Annotated in this window: 17 protein-coding genes; 3 read left to right on the top strand and 14 right to left on the bottom strand. The window is 47.7% G+C overall.

The genetic code is table 11. The annotated features are described in order from the left end of the window. The first annotated feature begins 4 nt into the window (after positions 1–4). Positions 5–1,333, top strand: a complete 1,329-nt coding sequence (locus V6668_RS12760) for an ABC transporter substrate-binding protein (RefSeq protein ID WP_338708603.1) — start codon at positions 5–7, stop codon at positions 1,331–1,333. A 23-nt stretch (positions 1,334–1,356) separates the two neighbouring features. Further along, entirely contained in the window at positions 1,357–3,012 is a 1,656-nt protein-coding gene (locus tag V6668_RS12755) for an MGH1-like glycoside hydrolase domain-containing protein (RefSeq protein WP_338708602.1), read from the top strand. Positions 3,013–3,085: 73 nt separating this feature from the next. Here V6668_RS12755 and V6668_RS12750 read toward each other — a convergent pair whose 3' ends face one another. Continuing rightward, positions 3,086–3,430: a hypothetical protein gene (locus tag V6668_RS12750; RefSeq protein ID WP_338708601.1), complete on the bottom strand. Its 345-nt coding sequence runs from the start codon at positions 3,428–3,430 to the stop codon at positions 3,086–3,088. 123 nt (positions 3,431–3,553) lie between these two features. Between V6668_RS12750 and V6668_RS12745 the strand changes: the two genes are divergently transcribed. Further along, positions 3,554–3,976, top strand: a complete 423-nt coding sequence (locus tag V6668_RS12745) for a hypothetical protein (RefSeq protein ID WP_338708600.1) — start codon at positions 3,554–3,556, stop codon at positions 3,974–3,976. Between the two features lie 199 nt (positions 3,977–4,175). Here the strand turns inward: V6668_RS12745 and V6668_RS12740 are convergent, their stop codons facing one another. The 13 genes from V6668_RS12740 to V6668_RS12680 all read right to left on the bottom strand — a co-directional run bounded on the left by V6668_RS12740 (position 4,176) and on the right by V6668_RS12680 (position 20,093). After that, positions 4,176–7,349, bottom strand: a complete 3,174-nt coding sequence (locus V6668_RS12740; protein WP_338708599.1) for a bifunctional cytochrome P450/NADPH--P450 reductase — start codon at positions 7,347–7,349, stop codon at positions 4,176–4,178. A 300-nt stretch (positions 7,350–7,649) separates the two neighbouring features. Beyond that, positions 7,650–8,204 carry a glutathione peroxidase gene (locus V6668_RS12735; protein ID WP_338708598.1) on the bottom strand — a complete coding sequence of 185 codons (555 nt, stop codon included), beginning with the start codon at positions 8,202–8,204 and terminating at the stop codon, positions 7,650–7,652. A gap of 214 nt (positions 8,205–8,418) precedes the next feature. Next, the gene (locus V6668_RS12730; RefSeq protein WP_338708597.1) at positions 8,419–9,144 is read right to left on the bottom strand and encodes a LutC/YkgG family protein; all 726 of its coding nucleotides are present in this window, start codon (positions 9,142–9,144) and stop codon (positions 8,419–8,421) included. Further along, complete coding sequence (locus V6668_RS12725) at positions 9,134–10,654, bottom strand: LutB/LldF family L-lactate oxidation iron-sulfur protein (RefSeq protein ID WP_076318672.1); 1,521 nt, start codon at positions 10,652–10,654, stop codon at positions 9,134–9,136. Before V6668_RS12725 ends, V6668_RS12730 begins: the two co-directional genes overlap by 11 nt. Continuing rightward, positions 10,651–11,379 (bottom strand): (Fe-S)-binding protein, encoded by a 729-nt coding sequence (locus tag V6668_RS12720; protein WP_017688927.1) that lies wholly within the window; start codon positions 11,377–11,379, stop codon positions 10,651–10,653. The genes V6668_RS12725 and V6668_RS12720 overlap by 4 nt, the downstream gene beginning before the upstream one ends. Positions 11,380–11,492: 113 nt before the next feature. Further along, positions 11,493–12,254, bottom strand: a complete 762-nt coding sequence (locus V6668_RS12715; RefSeq protein ID WP_338708596.1) for a DeoR/GlpR family DNA-binding transcription regulator — start codon at positions 12,252–12,254, stop codon at positions 11,493–11,495. A 1-nt stretch (position 12,255) separates the two neighbouring features. Then, the gene (locus V6668_RS12710) at positions 12,256–13,749 is read right to left on the bottom strand and encodes a rhamnulokinase family protein (protein WP_338708595.1); all 1,494 of its coding nucleotides are present in this window, start codon (positions 13,747–13,749) and stop codon (positions 12,256–12,258) included. 237 nt (positions 13,750–13,986) lie between these two features. Continuing rightward, on the bottom strand, positions 13,987–14,502 hold the full coding sequence (locus V6668_RS12705) for a DUF2500 domain-containing protein (protein WP_338708594.1): 516 nt from the start codon (positions 14,500–14,502) through the stop codon (positions 13,987–13,989). Between the two features lie 110 nt (positions 14,503–14,612). Further along, positions 14,613–16,415 (bottom strand): oligoendopeptidase F, encoded by a 1,803-nt coding sequence (gene pepF, locus V6668_RS12700; protein WP_338708593.1) that lies wholly within the window; start codon positions 16,413–16,415, stop codon positions 14,613–14,615. 386 nt (positions 16,416–16,801) lie between these two features. After that, complete coding sequence (locus V6668_RS12695) at positions 16,802–17,161, bottom strand: winged helix-turn-helix transcriptional regulator (protein WP_036608849.1); 360 nt, start codon at positions 17,159–17,161, stop codon at positions 16,802–16,804. A 267-nt stretch (positions 17,162–17,428) separates the two neighbouring features. After that, positions 17,429–17,992, bottom strand: a complete 564-nt coding sequence (gene hxlB, locus V6668_RS12690; RefSeq protein WP_076327806.1) for a 6-phospho-3-hexuloisomerase — start codon at positions 17,990–17,992, stop codon at positions 17,429–17,431. 4 nt (positions 17,993–17,996) lie between these two features. Then, the gene (gene hxlA / locus V6668_RS12685) at positions 17,997–18,629 is read right to left on the bottom strand and encodes a 3-hexulose-6-phosphate synthase (protein WP_036670570.1); all 633 of its coding nucleotides are present in this window, start codon (positions 18,627–18,629) and stop codon (positions 17,997–17,999) included. Between the two features lie 381 nt (positions 18,630–19,010). After that, a complete protein-coding gene (locus V6668_RS12680; RefSeq protein WP_338708592.1) occupies positions 19,011–20,093 on the bottom strand; it encodes a lactonase family protein in 1,083 nt (360 codons plus the stop codon). Positions 20,094–20,204: the final 111 nt, after the last annotated feature.

The following is a 20,204-nucleotide window of genomic DNA, read 5'->3' as shown; positions in this document are numbered from 1 at the left end:
TACCATGTTCAAACGTTTCATGATTGGTATGATTACTTCACTTTTGTTACTCGTAACAGCTTGCTCTGGAACAGACCATACAGGTGCCAATGATAATGCAGGCAATGGTAATGATAATGGAACGACCGAGGGCGGACAGGTCGAACTTCGCATCATGTGGTGGGGTGACCAGAAACGGGAAGATATTACGAATGAAGCCCTGAAGATCTTTCAGGCGAAACATCCGGATATTAAAATTGTAGGTGAATTTGCACCCTCCTCCGGATATTTCGACAAACTGAATACCCAGCTGGCATCAGGCACAGCACCAGATATCTTTTTCCTTGGCGGAAATGTCGTGGACTATGCCAAAAAAGATGTCCTGCTCAATCTGGACCCGTATGTTGGCAACGAACTGAATTTGGACGGTATGGATGAAACTATGATCGAATACGGACGTCTCGACGGGAAGCTGCAACATATCTCTGCCGGTGCGAACGCACGAGGAATTGTTGTTAACAAGGCACTCTTTGAGAAAGCCGGCGTGCCTTTGCCAGCATCCGATTGGGACTGGACGGACTATGCCGCCATCAGCAAAGAGTTGTCCGACAAGCTCGGAGATGGCTTCTATGGGACGTACAATTTTACCGTCGACGGGATGGATATTTTTCTAAAACAAAGGGGTAAACAACTGTATGACATGAAAAACGGCACACTCGGATTCACCAAGGAAGACATTCTGGAGTGGTTCCAGTATTGGGAGAAGACTTCGGCATCCGGCGGTGTAGTCACACCGGAATTGCAGGTGTCCAACCCGCATGATGACACCAGTAAATCCCTGTTAATCACAGGCAAAGCAGCCATGACTCTACTACCATCCAACCAACTTGCTGCATTCCAGAGCTTGACGGAAGATCCTCTGGTGCTACTCCCTGTACCACGAGGCCCTAAGGGAACGGGTGTTGTATTTGAATCCAGTCAGGGATTATCGGGTTATGCAAATACCAAACATCCGAAGGAAGTAGCTATATTAATGGACTTCTGGATTCATGATCCTGAAGCAACCAAAATCCTTGGTAATGACCGTGGCGTGCCCGTTACGGAAGCCAATCGAAATCTTCTTCAGGAAGGTGCAGGCCCTGTGGAGGAGATTGTCTATAACTATACAAATCTTGTCTCTGAAGCAACGAAGACTGAACCATTTGATGTGAGTTACAACCCTCCTGGATTTGCAGAGTTCTCCAAGTTAGCTCAGACAACGAATCAGGAGATCGGATTTGGACGAAAAAGTGTGGAGCAAGCTGTCTCCGACTTCTATAACGGGACCGTTCGTATCTTTGAATCGAATCAATAAGCAGACGCTGTGAGGAGGAACATATGACAGAAGAGATACTGAATCGGCTGCGCAACATTTCGATTATGGATCAAGTTCAGCCAGTTAAACCGGAAGATCAGCAGTTATTACAAGAATGGCATGCGTCGGGTATCCGGTTTGCGGCATCGGGCGGACAACTGGAAGCTACGTATTATGCAGCGGTGGAGAAGTTGCTTGCTTGTATCCTGCCCATGGGAGACAACGATCCTATTTTACAAGAAGGTGGCATCTATCTGGGATGTTGGTTAGAGAGCACAGGTACCATCAATGCGCAGCTGCTGTCTCGCCTGCTGCCTTCCGTGTCCGAAACAACGTACCTCGCATTTGCCAAGCAGCAAAGAGCAGATGGATTGCTCCCGTATAAACTCACGGCAAACGGACCCTCTTTCCGGCAAATCCAGTTGGTCACTCCGCTGGCACGCAGTGTATGGAACCACTATCAGCTTCATAGCAATCATGGGAAGCAGTCGCCTTTCCTGAACACGATGTATAAGGCTATGGTTCGTTACGATGAGTGGATTGCACGCAACCGTAATACCCGAGGAACTGGCTGTGTAGAGGCCTTCAGTACGTTTGACACCGGACATGACTTATCCCCGCGATTCTGGCATGTTCCGGACACACCTTACATGAATGATGCTTCTGCTTATCACCCGGATTCTCCGATTCTGCCTTTTCTGGCACCAGATCTGACTGCCAATATCTATTGTCAGCGCTTGTATCTTTCCCGCATGGCTGAAGAACTGGGAGAATCGGGAACGGATTGGAAAGCAAAAGCCGAGTCTAGCCTGGAAAGTCTTTTCCGTTATTGTTACGACGAACAGGATATGTTCTTCTATGATCGGGATCGCAATGACGAATTGGTCAGAGTCCAATCCGATGTGTTGCTCCGCGTAATGGCCTGCGAGGTGGGTGACCGTGAATTATTCGATAACCTACTGCGTCGGTACCTGTTGAATACAAGCAAGTTTTTCGCTAAATACCCGTTTACATCGATTTCAATGGATGATCCCAGATTTGATCCCTTTTCCTCCTATAACAGCTGGGGAGGGGCATCCAATTTCCTGAGTCTGATTCGGGCGCCACACGCATTCGAGTATCATCATCGATATGTGGAGCTAACTTGGGTAATGCAGCCTATCTTGTCCGCTCTATCCAAAGATAAGCGATTTGGTCAGGTACTAAGCCCGTGGACCGGAGAACAAGGTTTTACCGAGACTTACTCCCCCTCCATCCTCTGTCTCCTCGATTATGTGGAGCGATTATGCGGAATTATGCCTGTTGGATCGAATCAGCTCTGGTTTACCGGACTGCTCCCCATCGATATGGATCATGGCGAGATCGTATCTGGTAACACGGCTTATAGCCGAAAAGTCAACGGATTAGGATATGAATTGGTCAACACGCCTGATCGCATGACGGTATATCTGGAAGGCAAGGTTCATCTGGACGGCCCGTCAGGGATTCGACTGGTGACGGATCATAGTGGACATCTGAAAGGCATCATTGGAATGAGCGTTCGCACCGTCGAGGGGGAGCTTTACTATCAAGGAGAGCGCATTCCGATTCGGGTCAAAGGAAATGAAATGCAGCGTTATGCTGATGGAAATTTGAGCACCGAGCGCGATATTGGCATCATCCATCCTACGTATCGTTAATTGTTTGTATGCAAAAAGCGCAAGTTGCGGAGGTTTACTGCCCCTGCACTTGCGCTTTTACATTTCTTTATTTCTACACCTTCCGGTTCCACGCCGGGTGACGATAAAATTCAATCGTATCAATATAATTTACCGTGAACTGCTGCTCCACATCCGACAGGTTCAACAGTTTTCGGTCGATTTGCTTCATCCCCATGACCACATCATGCCTTAGCAGGTCCATCGCAATTTTGCCTACAAATCCGCCTTCCGTCTCCTTATGCTTGGTACGAAACTCTTCATTGTAGATCAGTTCAGGTGTGAATGCCGCTTCGACGAAAGCATTAACGAGCGTAAGTTCATTGCCCTCGATCTGCACTGCCATATAATAATTGCCACGCTCATCCTTAATGAGGTCTTTATACATCTCTACGATCATGTGAATCACTCCTCTATTATAAAAGAAACCCCGTTAGCCTTAACGAACATGGGCTATCAAACGTACACCTTCCTACCCCGTTCCTTCATATACTAGGTACAAATGGCGAACGGAGGAATACTTATGAGCTGGCAGCATCTCCATACTGGAAAAACACTTCAGCAGCGTCTGGCAGAACTCCAGGGGCACCTTGCAGAACTAAATACTCCACTCTCCGGGTTGGAACCGGGACGTATTCGTCGTGTCTTTTCAAAGCAGTTTATCAAAGTAAACCGTCAGATATTCATTCCACTCAGCCTGAATTCCATTCGGGTATTCGATATTCCTCGAACACGGCGAGGCATCAGAGTCGGAATCCGCACGACGTTCCCTTCCAGGAATGCATTTAACAATATCAGCCTTGTGGGCGTGGGACTGGATTATCTTGAACTCCAGGGAAAAGGCAGAGTCCCTTCCCGTATTTTATTTCCTCTCTCCAGCGTCGAGTCGATCTATCGGCCAACCGCCGGAAGAAAAAACCTGAAACGGGCTTGTAGGCGGAAGTAAAGCTGGTTCTTTTCGCAAGCCATACAATGGTTCCCAAATGTCTGCATACGGGTGCTCCCTTCCAATATATAATTATAACCCATGCAACCACTTATCTGCTGAAGAATCATTTTATGTCAAAAAGCGGTGAGAACAGAACTGCTTCTGTATCTCACCGCTCAGCCAGTTACGGATCAAGCTGACCCTTCATATGTGTACATCAGATGCCTGTCCATACATCCTTGGCATAACGACCATCCTGCTGAAGTTGATTAAGCCAATCTTCTGCTTGCTTCGCGGATTTGCCATGTATATCAGCGTATGCCTGCTGGAGTGTGGCTTCCACATCAGGTGCCATCTTGCTGCCATCACCGCAGATATACAGATGCGCTCCCTCTTCAAACAAAGGAATCAGATGACGGGCATCGTCTCTCATCAGATGCTGTACATAACATTTCTCCTCCCCGTCTACACGGGAGAAGGCCGTATGAAGTTTCACAAGCCCTTCTTGCTGGGCTGCTTCCAATTCATTTTTGTACAGATAATCATGCTCGGGATTCCGGCATCCAAAGTACAGGTGGGCTTCGCCAACCTCACGACCTTGTTCCTTCAATACGTGCCTTGCCTGCAAGAAACCTCGGAATGGAGCAACACCTGTACCCGGACCTACCATGATAACGGGAACCTGTGCATCCTCCGGCAGTTGGAACCCGGATTCCGGTGTCCGCGTGAACATGACGATCTCGTCACCCGGTTTCAGGTTAGCCAGATAGTTGGACGCAATGCCTTTGTATTCTCCCTGTCCACTCCATGCTGGGGCGCGCACAACACTGACCGTAATACTCGCTTGATCGGGCTGAACACGCGGTGAACTGGAGATCGAATAATATCTGGCTTTTAGTGAAGGCAATAATTCAAGGAAACGCTCAAACGGCAGTTCACATGCCTCATATTTCACCAGATAATCCAGCATGGAGATCCGTTTATTCCGCACTTCATCCATATACACAGATTCATCAAGCAGCGCTTCAAGTTCTTTCTTATGCGGTGGACATACGGTGTATGCTGCCATTTCTCTCAACTGCGCACGAGTTGCCGCCTCCTGAAGCTCAACGCTATGACTGAGCAGATCATACAGATTAACCGGTTGATGCAGCGGCAGATGCGCGGCACTGCGACCGGATGCATCCAGAACCAGATGCTCCGTTCCGGTGAATCCATAACGACGAAGTACACGTTCCACCAGCTCCGGTGGGTTCTGCGGCAGAATGCCCAGGTGATCCCCTTCCTTGTAGGTTATGCCTTCAGGCAATTTGATCTCCAAGTGACGTGTGCTGCGTTCACTGCCCGCGTCGTGAAGCTCCCTGTTCTCAAATACTTCTGCCACATGTGCATCATACGTATCGGCAAGCGGTGTTACGGCGAGTCCGCTGACAAACTGTACAGACAGTGAACTGCGTTCGCTATTGGAGCTTGTGTTCAGTTTCAGTCCCATCGTTCGTGCGAGATCTGGCCATAATTGCTCTGTCCAATCCCCCACCTGTTTCTCAAAATCTCCGCTGGCATCTGACTCACCCAGCGGTGATAACCGCTCTGCTCCTCTGGAAGATAACTGTTCATCTATTAAACGCGGAATACGCTGATAGGTGCTGGCCCAGTTGTGGTCACCGCATCCAAGAACGGCGAAACGCACACCTTTGAATTCATTCGCATCTGCATGTTCGATCCACTCGACAAACATCTTGGCATTACTTGGCGGCTGACCATTATAGGATGCACTGACAATAATGACGGCACCCTCCTTTGGCAGTTTGCCAACACGATCATCCAGCGTAGCAACCTCACTCCGGAAACCCTGATATCTGGCGGTATCTGCAATTTCACGTGCAATGCCTTCAGCGGTACCCAGATTGGAACCGTACAGAACAAGCATCGGTGTGTGGTGGGCATTGGCTGCATCCGGCTCCGTTCTTTTGGCAACCGGCTTTGGTTCTTCAACCGCTACACCCGGAACGGCCATGACTGGCTGCCCGCCACGCGCACGTACACGAATTGTGAAGTTATCCGGTTTGAGCGTCAGCGTTTCTTTCACTTTTAACTGATAATCAGAATGATCTATGAAGTCAAAATGCTTCAACACCATGCCCAGTACCAGCGTTGCTTCCTGAAGTGCAAACTGCTGACCAATACAGGCCCGTTGACCATTACCAAAAGGTTTATAGGCATCATGCGGCACTTTGCTCGGATCTTCGAACCGTTCCGGGCGGAATTCCTCTACGTCGTCTCCCCATGCTTCGCGGTCACGATGCAGCTTGGGAATAAGTACACTGACACTGTCTCCTTTTTGCAAAGGATATTGACCCGCAAGTACCGTGTCCTCTTTTGCATACAGAGAAAATGCCGGGGCCGTAGGCCATAACCGCAATGCTTCATTCAAAACCATACGAACGTACTTCAGATTGCGAACCTGGTTGTACGTTGGAACCGGATCTTTCAGAATCTGATCCACCTCAGCTTGGGCTTTAGCCAGCGTATCCGGATTCTTCATCAGATAATAAACAGCGAAGGATAACAGTCCACTTGTGGTCTCATGTCCAGCGATCAGGAATGTAATAATCTGATAACGGATGTTCTCATCATCCAGCGTTTCTCCTGTTTCCGGGTCCTTGCCGCTAAGCATGTGGGACAACAGATCATCTGCGCCTTCCTGCGGTTTCTCTTTACGCTCGGCAATGATGTGATCCACCAAAGAGAACATGGAACGGATATCCTGTTCAAACTGTTTCTTTTTGGTGATCATCAGCTTGTCTTGCAGACGCAGTCGTTGCAATGAACTCATGGATTCATCCAACGCACGAACCATACTCGTAATGAATGGATGTGGTTCTTCCCGATAGAAGCTGTTAAACCGATAGTTAAACCCACACAGGCCAATCGTGTCGAGCGTAAGACGTGTCATATCATCCGGAACGTTAACCGTCTCATCCGGGTTCAATCGTGACCATTTCTGAACCAGCTGCACAGCCAGATCAATCATTTTGTTGTGATATCCCTGCATCGCACGTTGACTGAAACTTGGCAGCAGTACGTTATGGGCTTTTTTCCAATTTGGCTCCTCGGTCCAACTCGTAAATAGCCCATCTCCCGCAAAAGCACGAACCTTCGCAAGGGGTGCCCACACCCGTTTGTCGAATTTGGATTCATCTGTTACCTCGGCGACCAGTTCGTGACCTGAAATATACAATTCACTTCGCCCAGGGTACTCCATACGAAAGATCGGTCCGTATTCTTCAGCCAGTTTCACCAAGGATTGCACCGGCTCTTCAAAGTTCAATTGCGGCAAATTGCCTAGTGGGCCAAATGTTTTTGGTTGAGGCACTGAAATTGGTGGCATGACGCTCACTCCTTCTTCCCAAGTTAAGAGTTCTACAACTAAAAAATAATGACTTGATTTACAGACGTGATTACACTTACTCTTCAGATCAACAGATTCAAGTTATTTTTTGCACATTTTCATATTTCATCCAGATAACGATAAAACCATTTAAAGAACTAACTGACTGAAATGGTATATTGGTCATTTTTGATTAAAAAAAATGGAAGCCTTCGTTATCTTCTTTTACCCTAACATTTCCAGTTCTAATCTTCAACAGTCCCAAAGTCATAGGACCTCAGGACAGGGATTAAGGTATACTTATGAATTCTTTAACAGAACCTGAATAGCTGACTCCATCTCTAATGGAGCTACTGTCGTTTCATAACGGCCATGGACGTCCCCATTACGGTCAATCAGGAATTTGGTGAAATTCCATTTGATCCCGTCTCCTTGGTACAATTCTGGATGTTTCTCCTTCACAAAGGTGTCCATCCACTGTCCTTCCTTCGTGTTCAGATCATAACCTTGAAATGGCGCTTCTTCAATCAGATAACGGAACAACGGATGCATCGATCGCCCAACGACCTCAATTTTCTCCAAGATCGGAAAGGATATCTGAAACTGACTTCTGCAATACTCGGCTACCTCAGTGTTATTCCCAGGTTCTTTGTCGTTAAACTGGTTGCATGGAAACGCCAGAATCTCTAGCCCCTGATCACCATATTTCTCATACATCTGCTGAAGTTCACTGAATTGCCGGGAGTAGCTACACCGACTTGCTGTATTCACAATAAGCAGAACCTTCCCTTTAAAAGCAGAAAAATCATCGTTGTGTCCATCCATAAACGGAACTTGGTAAGAAAATATACTCATCTGTATTCATCCTCCTCTTTCTCTTTTGTATCTCATATGAATTCTCTCTTGAAATGGATTATACACCTCCATTATTAATAGGTGAAATATATAATTAATATAATTTTAATAGCTTTTAACTATAAATCGTGAACAAAAAACTGCCCTCAGCAGTCAAATACTGCATCTCGGACAGTTATCAAAATCATGATGTGCCATCACACTCAACACACCGTTAACCCATAATTAAACCATATACAATGCCTGGTCCGTGAACGCCAATGGTTAAATCATTTTCAATATCGGAAGATCGGCTTGGCCCTGAAATAAAGTGGATGCCTGCCGGAAGATTCTCTCTTCCCGCTTCGTCAAATCGATCCAGCGTCTCACCCAGTCTGGTGTACAGTCGATCTACTGGAATAATGATGATGAGTACCGTAGGCAAGAGACTGACTGAACGACCTTTTTCCGGTGAAGAAAGCACAGTGACCGAGCCTGTGTATGCTGTTGCATAATCCGCCATAACCACACCGAGATCCGCCTCAGCTGCCCGAGCCTTCCAATTCTCATCAGCCTGACTATTCCAGACTGAGATCTGCACATCGGGAAGCTGCTCTTCCAATCCGAGATCCTGTAACGCCTGTTCATTCTGACGAATGATATACCTGGCACTCAGTTCATGAGATTTGTTGGCTATAAATTGAGATACTTCTTCCATGTTCTGAACCCGGGCGATGTGTGCGCCTACACTCACAAAGTTATCCGTAAATGCTTGAATACGCTTCTCTTCATCCCATTCCAGTTCAGTCCAAAAGTCGGGTGCTCCCCGAAAGGGTTGGGTCGGTGCATGGCGTTGCCTTGGTCTTCTCAATTTCGAAGCAATGTCATTCATGAACTGCTCCTGTTTCTCAATGGACTTCTTCTCCAATTGTGCAAGCCATTGCTGATGTTCAGTGACCATGCTTAGTACCCTCCCCTTCTTCTCGCTCACGAATAATCTGCTCCATACGGCTGCGAACGGAAGAATCCATGGCCGGTTGCTCCTGGTTCAGTTCCTGATCCAGCTTGTTCCATTGTTGCCGGAAGGATTTCTTGGCGAGGCTTGGCGCAACCCGATAATTGTTCCAGCCTTTAAGTGGACCCAATTTGAGTGAAATGCCGTTGTTGCGTACAACTGCCTTCTGCCCGATCTGTCCCAGACGTATGGCCGCACTGAAACGTTTGGAATTGGAAACCACGGCAGCAAAACCCTTCATGCCCATGCTCTCCATTTTGTTTCCATGGCCGTCTTCCACTTTACGCCTACGTAGATAAACGAGCATATCATGTAGCGGAATTTTGACCGGACATGCTTCATAACAGGCCCCGCAAAGACTAGAGGCACCAGCAATATCATTCCATTCATCAATGTTGCCATTGAGCGCAGGTGTCAGTACCGCGCCAATCGGACCACTATATGTTCCGCCATAGGCATGACCTCCAATATGGCGATATACCGGGCAAGCATTCAGACAAGCGCCGCAGCGAATACAATTCAGCAGTTCTTGGAATTCGGGATCACCGAGCTGTAAGGATCGACCGTTATCCACGATAATAATGTGCATTTCATCTGGTCCATCCGCATCCGCTGTACGGCGAGGACCTGTGATGCCTGACATGTACATCGTGAGTTTCTGACCTGTTGCGGAACGCGGCAACAAGGTTGCCATGACCTCCAGATCCGTCCACGACGGGATGATCCGCTCCATGCCCATCAGTGTAATCTGCGTTTTCGGAACAGTGGATACCATACGGGCATTACCTTCATTTTCAAACAAAACCATGGAACCCGTCTCTGCAATCGCAAAATTGCAGCCGGTCATGCCGATATCTGCTTCGAGGAATTTCTCGCGCAGCTTTTTGCGAACAAATCCAGCAAGTACCGTTGTGTCCGGCTCCAGAATTTCACCCGCTTCCTTGGATAACAACTCTGCAATCTGGTAGCGGTTCTTATGGATCGCTGGAATGACAATATGAGATGGGGCTTCGCCTGCCAACTGTATGATGTATTCACCCAGATCGGTCTCGATGGCTTCAATGCCCGCCGACTCCAGCACATGATTCAGATGTACTTCCTCCGACACCATCGATTTGGACTTCACCACCGTAGAAGCCTGCTTATGCGCCGCAATATCCAGCGCAATTGCCGCTGCTTCCACCGATGTATCTGCAAAATGAATATGAACCCCGTTCGCACGGGCGTTGTTCACAAATTCATTCAGATAATAATCCAGATACGCAATTGTATGCAAACGAATCTGACGGCCACGTTCCCGCCACTCATCCCAATTTCCATGTTCTTCTGAGGCAGACTTCTTCCCGTTACGCAATCGTTCTGTCGTGAATTTGACTGCTTTACGCAGAAAATCATCATTCAAGGCCAGTCCGGCACGTTCTTTGACCGTAGTATCCATAACTCCCGGTTGGCTCATCCTGTTCGCACCCCCTCATACAGTAGTTCCGCCAGATGCATCACACGCACCGGTTCATTCCGATAACGCAGATTACCTGCGATATTCATCAGACAGGCCATGTCCAGACCAACCAGCACTTCGGCTTGTGTCTCTTTGACATGATCAACTTTCTCCGTCACCATCGCTCCCGAAATATCGGACATTTTAATGGCAAACGTACCCCCGAACCCACAGCAATCCTCAGCGAAAGGAAGCGGAACCAATTCCAGTCCTTTCACCTGAGAGAGCAGCGCCATCGGTTCATCCTTTACACCCAGCAGACGGCTGCCATGACAGGATGGATGATAGGTTACTTTGTGCGGAAAATGTGCGCCCAGATCGGTTATCCCGAGTACCTGAACGAGGAATTGAGTAAACTCATAAGCTTTGGCTTCCAATCGTTTTGCCTTCTCCAACCATACTGGTTCATCCGCGAACAGCTCGGGATAATGATGAATCATATACGTACACGATCCCGAAGGACATACCACAAAATCACTGTCGTCAAACGCTTCAAGAATCGTTTTGGCCGCTACCCGAGTCTCATCCCAGTACCCGCTATTGTAGGAAGGCTGACCGCAGCAGGTCTGCACCGGCGGAAAATCCAGCCGAACGCCATGAGCGGCGAGCAATCTGACCATGGCTTCCCCCACTCGGGGATAGATGGCATCGCTGAGGCAGGTAATGAATAAGGAGACCTTCATAATTACACGCTCCTATTAACTGATTAGTAGATAAATTGACTAAGAATATTTACACTGGACACTCCGTTTCGTGTAAATGTTTAGTTCATTTTATATAGATAAAATCCAAAAGATTAAACCGTGATGATACAAATATCGTATCCGCTCAAACGTTCTGTCTGTTCAGCCTCCAATGGCTGATTGGTAACAATCATATGGACTGCATTTAACCCGGATACTCGGGCAAAAGCACGGACACCAAATTTACTGGCATCTGCAAGTAAGATGACCTGATCGGATATGCCAACCATCTTCTGCTTCAGCCTTGCCTGGAGTTCATTGGATTCACTGATTCCGCCGCCTTCGAGATGTACACCTTTGCACGACATGAACATTTTATCCACGTGATACGTTTCCAAAGAACGCTCCGCCAGCGGCCCAACAAAAGACAACGAGCGAGATGCCAACTGGCCCCCTGTTGAGATGACCTCAACCTTGTCACGGTTGCTGAGTTCAGTAGCGATTTGGATCGAGTTGGTTAAGACCGTCAGCGGAAAATCCGGCATGTTCGCTGCCATATAACCTGCCGTTGTGCTCGCATCCAACAGAATGCGATCACCCGGATTAATCATCGCCAGAGCCGCTTGTGCAATCCGTTTTTTCTCTTCTGCATGGGTTGTCTCCCTGATCCGGTAAGGGATCTCCGGTTGATCTTCCTTCACACTTACTGCACCACCGTGAGATCGTCGCAGTCGGCCTGCCTGTTCCAGCCGATCCAGGTCCCGCCGGATGGTTTCCTCCGTCACCCGGCAGCGCTCACTAAGCTCGGATACACGCATACTGCCCTTTACATTCACCATCTCCACAATTCGGTCATACCGCTCGGCTGCCAGCATGTTACACCTCACTCCCCGCTTGTGAATTAGATGAAGCCGTCACACGCAGAAATCTGCCGTAAGCATCTTCCCAGATTGATCCGTCCTGCGGCTCATACACAGTTACCGGAAATGAATCACGAATGGCCTTACGAGCTTCCCAGATATCTTTAAAAGCTCCGCTCGCCATCCATTGCACAGCCATATTCCCGATGGCACTTCCCTCTGCTGGACCTGCCCATACCGGCTTACCAATGGAATTTGCAGTCCACTGACATAACAGGCGGTTCTGGATGCCTCCACCGACCATATGCAATCCGTTGAACGCCTGACCCGACAATTGCTCCGTCCATTCCAGAACTCTTCTATACTTCAATGCAAGACTCTCCAGAATTGCCCGGGCAATAGCCCCCTGATCCTCTGGTACCACTTGCCCTGTATCACGGCAATACTGACGTATACGGGTCGTCATATCTCCTGCTGGCATGAATAGTTCATCATCCGGATCAAACAAACTGGCAAATGGAGGTGCTTGTTCCGCCTGCGCCAATAACGCATCATAGCTAATTCCCTGCCCCTGGCGCTCCCACTCCCGCATGCTTTCCTGCAAAATCCATAGTCCCATGATGTTCTTCAGCAGACGGAATGTTCCGCCCGCCCCGCCTTCATTCGTGAAATTCAAGGCCAGACTCTGGCTACTTATCGCAGGATGATCTATCTCCGTACCCATCAGGGACCAGGTTCCACAGCTCAGATAAGCAAATGAACGTTCCGTTGCAGGAACAGCCACAACGGCTGAACCCGTATCATGCTCTGCAACCGCGATCACAGGAATCGGGGTAAGACCCAGATCGTTACAGATACTGCTGCGTAACTGTCCAACACGGGTACCTGGCAGTACGGCTTCACCGAACAGTTTTTCCGAAATACGAATATGCGCTAGCAACTCACTGTCCCATTGACCAGCCGATGGATTGTATAATTGTGTTGTGGTTGCATTGGTGAACTCATTCACCGCTTCCCCTGTCAGGAAATAACGTAGCAAATCCGGAATCATGAGAAAACGCTCTGCTTCATGAAGTAACGGGGAACCGCTACGTTGAAGCGTTGCCAATTGATACAGGGTATTAAAGCCAAGAAACTGTATCCCTGTACGTTCGAAAATTCGCTGAGAGGTCAGCTCTTGCCGTACCTGATCCATCATGCCGTTAAACTGTGTATCACGGTAATGATACGGGTTACCAAGCAACTCACCATTACTGCCAAGCAAACCAAAATCAACGCCCCAGGAATCGATCCCCAGGCTCTCCGGCTGTTCTCTCTGTTGTTTCACAAGGGTAAGCCCCTGCAACAATTCATGATGCAATCGCAGAATATCCCAGTGCATCCGCTCGCCAACCTTCACTGGTTCATTCTTGAACCGATGAATTTCGCTCGTTTCGATCCCTCGATCATTCAGATGTCCCAGTAGCGCTCTCCCGCTCCCAGCGCCCAAATCATAAGCCAGCACACTCACCGCGCTTCACCAACCTTTCGAACCCATCCTATTTTCCAAACGGCATCTCTTGAATTCAGTCCGTAACCCTGTACTTTATTCTGTATTTATTGTTTGTTTGTTTTTGTTTAATACTGTTTTACTTTATTTTACGAGTATATCACCATTGTAAGCGTTTGAATACCCTTCGATTTTTCTTTCTTTTGGGTATACCAAAAACGACTCTCTCCCACCTGGGAGGAGCCGCATTTCTTTTTTTTACGTATAAAATTGACCTTTGCTTACCCCCGACTGGGGTTGTACATCTCTCTCAAAATGCTTGAAGCGTGTTCCCTGATACGTCAGCATCCCTCGATCATTTTCCACCATCATGCCATAATGGTTTCCACCAACGATCAGTTCAGTGCGCTCCCCATTGTCGAATTCAAATGTAACATAATACCGGGTAGTCGCACTGCTATCGCCGCTGCCACCTGAGACTTCCGTTCGTTTGGCCACCACCGTTGAGTGCAGGGTTAACAAGGCCGCTGCGTTATTCGATGACCACGTGCGTACCCCTGAAATTATAACATAAACGATAACTCCCGCAATGATGAGAAATATGCCGCCAATGAAAATCGAAGCAAATGCATTCATTGAAGCAAACTCATTAAATCCCGAAAAAAAACCACCCTGATTGCCTTCAAAACCTGGTACTCCATTCATGTCGTCAAACACACCAAAGCCGTCTACGCTTAATCGGCCCATCGATGAGGACACGCTCGTTAATGCCATTCATCATCGTTCCTTTCCCCTTGCAAAAATAAGATGCACCGCCCCCACGCAAGGAAGGCGGTGCATGCAGACAACCCGTTCTGCCTTGTCCGTATACTATATGAACCAGATCAGGAATACAGACGTTCAAGTTCGTCGACCAGACTGCCGACATAAGCAACCGCAGAACGAATCGGCTCAGGTCCGGACATATCCACACCCGCAAGCTTCATTAACTCCTGTGGGGTGAGACTTCCACCAGCTTTGAGTGCATCAAGCCAGCGATCTACCGCAGGCTGTCCTTCTTCCCGAATCTGCTGTGCTGCCGCTGTAGAAGCCGTCAAGCCTGCCGCATAGGTATATGGATATAGTCCCATATAATAATGGGGTTGTCTCATCCACGTGAGTTTGGCCCCTTCATCAATTACCAGATCGGGTCCCCAGAATTCGGAAAGGATGTCTCCTTTGAGCTGACTTAACGTCTTCGCCGTAATGGGCTCATCATTGGTTGCGCGTGCATACACCCTGCGCTGTAATTCACCTTCCAGCAGATGTGTAACGAAGTTATGGTAATACGTGTTCAACAGTTGCAAAATGACCCAACGACGCATTCTCGGATTATCGGAACGCTTCAATAGATGATCGGCCAGCAGCATTTCATTCATGGTCGACGGTGCCTCAATGAAATAAAGAGATGGCCGTGTATTCGTGAGACGTTGGTAACGTCCCGCAAGCATGAAGTGGCCCGCATGCCCCACTTCATGGGCAAGTGTAAATGCTCCGCGCATATTGTTCGCCCATGAAATTAAGATATAGGAGTGTGAACCATATATAGAGGAGCAAAATGCCCCTGTGGATTTGCCTGCGTTATCTGCGTAATCCACCCAGCGATCACTGAATGCGCGCTCTACGATCTCGCCGTATTCCGGCCCAAGCACATCAAGTGCTTCTCGAATGAGTATGCACGCCTCATCATATGTAATGGCAGGGCTAAATTCAGGATCAAGCGGCGCCTTCAGATCACAAAACATCAGTTTGTCCAGACCCAGCTCACGTTTCTTAAGAGCCGCCAGTCTGCGCATATGAGGTGCGAGTTCCTGCTGGATAATATCCAGAATATTATTGTACATCTCTTTGCTCACTTGCTGTGGGCTGAGAAGCATATCTGTAACATCGTCGTAACCACGCAGCCTGGATAAAACAACCTGTTTCTTCACTTCGGTTGCATAACCTTCTGCAAACGTATTTTTGTAATCATTTAATGTCGAGCTGAATGCAGCATAAGCAGAACGGCGCAGCTTTGTATCAGACGACATCTCATAATTATTTTCATAGAATGACCAGGATAACGGACGATTATTGTCTTCTCCATCGAGAGCATCGTCAAACGTCATGTCTGCCAGTTTACCGCGCAGATAGATACGGTATGGCGAATCCAGTACCTCTCCTAATGAAGCGAGTACCTTTTCGGTCTCAGGCGTAAGCCGATGTGCTTTTTCTCGAATCAAACGCTCCAAACTGCGCGCATACGGCTCCAATCCCGGAAGTTCTTCAAGGTAACGTTCAACGGTTCCCTCCGGCAGATCAACGATCTCCGAATTGACAAAAGACAAGGACGAAGACAGATTTGATAGGATATCTCCTGCCTTGGCTGAATTCTCAATATTGACCGGATTGGTACTGTCCTCTGACTGCTTCAGTCGAGCATAAGAAGCCGTCTTGCCGATCCGCTCCTGCAAAGCTTCACGCGCATCCAGACAAGCCAGCAATTGTTCAGCGCCTTCGCCCAGACGTCCTTTGAACGTTTCGATCTGGGCAGCAGCCAGCGGAAGTGATCGAAGCTCCTGCTCCCACTCTACATCGGTTACAAACAAGTCTCTCAGATCCCAAGTGGTTTCTGGGTTTACCTCAGCACGTGTACGTATTTTTTCCATCTTTAGTTGTCATCCTCCTTGCATTTCCAATATCTCTCATCGTATCATATTCCAGTTCAAGGGAGTATAGATTGGACTAAAGATTATTCTCACTTACCACTTCGATGACAGAACAACCTTCCGATCGCTGTTATCCCCAGATTTTTTGATTCCCCTTTTTCAAAGGTAAAAATCCGGTGATAAAGGCGCACGCTCCGCTTCTTCAGGTTCTTTCTGTCCTCTACGTTCTCGTGTGAATGTTTAGTTCCATCTATATAAAAGGGGTATCTAGGATAAAGGCCAGTATATGCTTTTGCTCATGTGACCATGTTCTGAAAGTAACTAAAAAAACCGCCAGGTAATGGAAGAATCCATTTACCCGGCGGTTCATTATAGAACTTACTTATTTAGCTTTCTTTCCAGATTACATTTTCACCGTAATTTTTACCCCAGTTATACATTGCGTGCAGGACGGGCATCAGGCTTTGACCGTGATCTGTCAACGTATATTCCACCCGAGGTGGTACCTCTGCATACACCTTGCGCTCAATCAGTTTGTCTTCCTCCAGCTCACGTAACTGGTTGGTCAGCATCTTCTGGGTAATATGAGGGATTAGGCGTTTCAGCTCACTGAAACGTTTGGTGCCTTCCAGGCCCAAGTGCCACAAAATAATCAGTTTCCACTTGCCACCGATCACCGCAAGGGTCAATTCCTTCTCACAGTTGATTTCTTTCAGATTAATCCGTTCCTTCACTTCGGACGCCATGGCTCCGAGCCCCCTCATCTTCAATCTTATATCGCGTATAATACGCATATCACGGGGACACTTCACACGAGGTAAGTTTTCCGCTCCATGCATGATGTAATAAGTACATTCATTCGATACAGCTATCTATTAATTCTACTACAGCCTGGTCGGGATGCAAAGTTTAACTGTAAATCAAGGATAAAACCTATACAGATGAATGATTATGTATCGCAGAAAAGACCAGAACCCTTCATAATCAAAGGATTCCGGTCTTTCATCTATTCACTATTCCAGGTTCGCGTGGCGGCCAAACATATCCGCTCCGGTCATACCCTTCATTTCCATCATCGTAAGGATGAGAGCATCCATGCCGATTAACAGTCCTTGTTCGAACAACGAGCCCATCGGCTGAATGGTTACTGCCGCTCCGGAAGTTGCTGTGTCCTCTTTGGCTGAAGCCGGGAGACGCACTACCGTAGTTGCCAATTTCCCAATCGTGGACTCTGGCTTAATCGTAATGAGACCTACAGGCGCACCAGCCTGATTAGCCTTTTGAGCCATGGCCACCAGACTGCCTGTCTCTCCTGAGCCAGAGCACAGCAAGAGGAAATCTTTCGAGCTGATCCCAGGTGTTACGGTTTCGCCCACCACATATACACGAAGCCCCATCTGCATCAGTCTCATGGCAAAAGCCTTCCCCATAAGTCCTGACCGGCCTGCTCCTGCTACAAAAATCTGTTCCGCAGCCAGAATGTGCTCAGCCATCGCTTGCATCTCTGCATCGTCGATCTGGCTTAACGTACGTTCCAGCTCCTTCAAGATGTCAGATGCGTACTGTGTTTTGCTCATCTGCTTACCCTTGTTTAACGAGACGTTGCATTTCAGCTGCAACTGCCGCTTTGTCTGCTTGTCCTGTGATACCGCCGCCTACAATAACCAGATCCGGTTGTGCTTTGATTACTTCTGGCAATGTTTCCAGCTTGATTCCACCAGCGACAGCCGTTTTAGCATTTTTCACAGCAGCTTTGATCGTTTGCAGATCTTCGAACGGGCTTTGTCCTTCAGCTTGCAGGTCATAACCTGTGTGTACACAGATGTAATCTACGCCAAGCGCATCAATTTCACGAGCACGTTGTTCCAGGTTAGGCACGTTGATCATGTCTACAAGAACTTGTTTGTTTTGTTTCTTCGCTTCTGCTACTGCACCTTTGATCGTACTGTCATTGGTTGCCCCAAGCACAGTGATCAGATCCGCACCAGCTTCAGCTGCTTTCATGATTTCATAACCACCAGCGTCCATGATTTTAAGGTCTGCAAGAACTTGCAGATTAGGGAATGCTTCTTTCATCGCTTTTACCGCGTGCAAACCTTCATTAATAACGATTGGAGTACCAATCTCAACGATATCAATATATTGTTCAACCTCTTTAACCAGTGCGATACCTTCAGGGATATTTACCAAGTCAAGCGCCAATTGCAATTTCATCATTTATTTCTCCTTTGTTGTTCAAGTATGATTCGTTCCTGTAAAAATAATAATCAGATATTTAGCCTGCACCAATTGGTCTGTTCAGATGCATGGAGTGTTTGTTTTGGCTACTCACTCATTGTAGACCCTGACTATCCATTCAGGAAGTACGCACTTTGAAGTGGGGTAGTTACTTGCACGATACTATTGATAATTATTCGTTGTTAGGTGAATAAAATATAGAATTAATCCTCTATCCCAATCCACACGCTTAAAGCAGAACAACAGCCTAATCATCCAATTAGATATTCAATATAAAAGACCCCGCCACATGGCAGGGTCTTTATCTTTATCGTTTCATTTTCAATCCAGCCAAAGCTGGTTTAGAAATTTATCATTTTACAGATATACAGGTTTCACGCATACCGGCTTGGATACACCTGTGCTGTGACCAGTGTATTTCAGACGTCCGCTCTCCTGATCTACCGTGAATGTCACGAGGTTGTTCGTATCGCGGTTAGCTGCAATCAGCAATTTGCCGTTAGGTGTCAGCGCAAAGTGACGCGGGTGCTCACCTTCTGCAGATACATGCTCAACCAGTGTCAGGTGACCTTTGTCTGCATCTACTGCAAATACAACGATGCTGTCATGTCCACGGTTAGAACCATATACATAACGTCCATCATTGGAAACCGTGATTTCGGCTGTTGTATTCTCTTTGCCATCATATCCATCAGGCAGTGTGGATACAGTAGACAATTCAGTCAACGTGCCCGCTGCTGCATCATATTTGAACGAAGTAATGGAAGAATCCACTTCATTGATGACATATGCGAACTGACCATTCGGGTGGAACGCCAAGTGACGTGGGCCTGCTCCCGGATGTGTTTTGGTTTCACTATGCAGCACAAGTTCATTTTTGTCTGCGTCAATGGAATAGATCGCGATGTTATCTGCGCCCAGATCCTGTACCATCATGTATTTACCATCTGGGCTGAAGAATGCGGAGTGAACATGTGGCTTGTCCTGACGTTCAGGATGCGCACCTTGTCCTTCATGTTTCTTCTCGTCCAAGAGCGCTCCCACTTCACCGTTATCCGTCAAGGCTTGCAGTCCTACCAGACCACCGTGGTAGCTGGACAGGATCAAGTATTTCCCGGAAGGATCGCGCTGGATATGACATGGTGGAGCTGAAATGGAGTTATTCCGGTTCAGCAACGTTAATTTTCCTGTAGAAGGATCAATGCTCAGAGCTACAGCTTCAGACATTTTATTGCCTTCAGCTGACGCTGTTTCACCAATCGCATACAGTTTATTACCCTCAGCATCCACGTTGACAAACGTTGGGTTTTTCACGCCCGCGATGCCGTCAAGCTTGGACAAGCTGCCTGTATCCTCATTCAATTCATATGCATAAATGCCCTCATTTTCCGCTTCGGCGTAAGAGCCGGCAAGTACGAGCAAGCGTTTTGATTCACTCATTACAGTTTCCTCCTCTATGTGTATGTAATCTTGTTGCACCTCTTCTATAATAAATCTGCCATATCAAAATAGCAATCCGCTGTCGCTGCCCATTAGGGAAATCCTTAGTTA

Origin of the sequence: Paenibacillus amylolyticus (assembly GCF_036894225.1) — a bacterium.
GTDB classification, from domain to species: Bacteria; Bacillota; Bacilli; order Paenibacillales; family Paenibacillaceae; genus Paenibacillus; species Paenibacillus amylolyticus.
Note: the sequence above shows the minus strand (reverse complement) of the source record. Positions and strands in the feature narration are given on the sequence as shown.